General features: G+C 52.6%; 1 protein-coding gene and 1 pseudogene. Both read left to right on the top strand.

Features of this window, described 5'->3' with window-relative positions; all coding sequences use genetic code 11:
• Window positions 1-314: galactose-1-phosphate uridylyltransferase (gene galT, locus ACFOWS_RS13885; protein ID WP_379765628.1), on the top strand; the 314-nt coding region annotated here is incomplete at its 5' end.
• A 53-nt stretch (window positions 315-367) separates the two neighbouring features.
• Window positions 368-548 (top strand): annotated as a pseudogene (locus ACFOWS_RS13880) (sodium/glucose cotransporter); the annotation flags it as partial.

The raw sequence follows: 548 nt of genomic DNA, 5'->3' as shown, positions 1-548 counted from the left end.
AAATGAGGGGGGAGGAAAAGAGGGACTTTGCGGGGATGATCAAGATGGTGACCACAAAGTACGACAACCTTTTTGGGACCTCGTTTCCCTATTCATCCGGGATACACCAGCGGCCCACGGACGGGGAGGAGCATGCGGGGTGGCATTTCCACATGTCGTTCTATCCACCCCTGTTGCGTTCGGCCACGGTGAAGAAGTTCATGGTCGGCTACGAAATGTTTGCCAGCCCGCAACGAGATATCACCGCCGAGCAGGCGGCCCGGACCCTGGCCCAGCTCCCTACAGAGCACTATTCCAAAATGGATGGCCATTGAAATGAGTGTTGGCCGACAAACAAAAATGAACCTATAACGAACAACCAATGATTATGGAAAGCAGTTTTGAATTTTGGGACTATCTGGTCTTTGTGCTCTATGCACTGGTGATATTGACAGTGGGGCTCTGGGTCTCGCGTACCAAGAAGGGGGAGAAAAAGAGTACGGAAGACTATTTTTTGGCGAGCAAATCCCTGCCGTGGTGGGCCATAGGGGCCTCTTTGATAGCGGCGA

This window comes from Flagellimonas marina, assembly GCF_042651185.1.
In the GTDB taxonomy this organism is placed as follows: domain Bacteria; phylum Bacteroidota; class Bacteroidia; order Flavobacteriales; family Flavobacteriaceae; genus Flagellimonas; species Flagellimonas marina.
The sequence above is the reverse complement of the archived record's forward strand: the minus strand, read 5'-3'. Positions and strand labels throughout refer to the sequence as shown.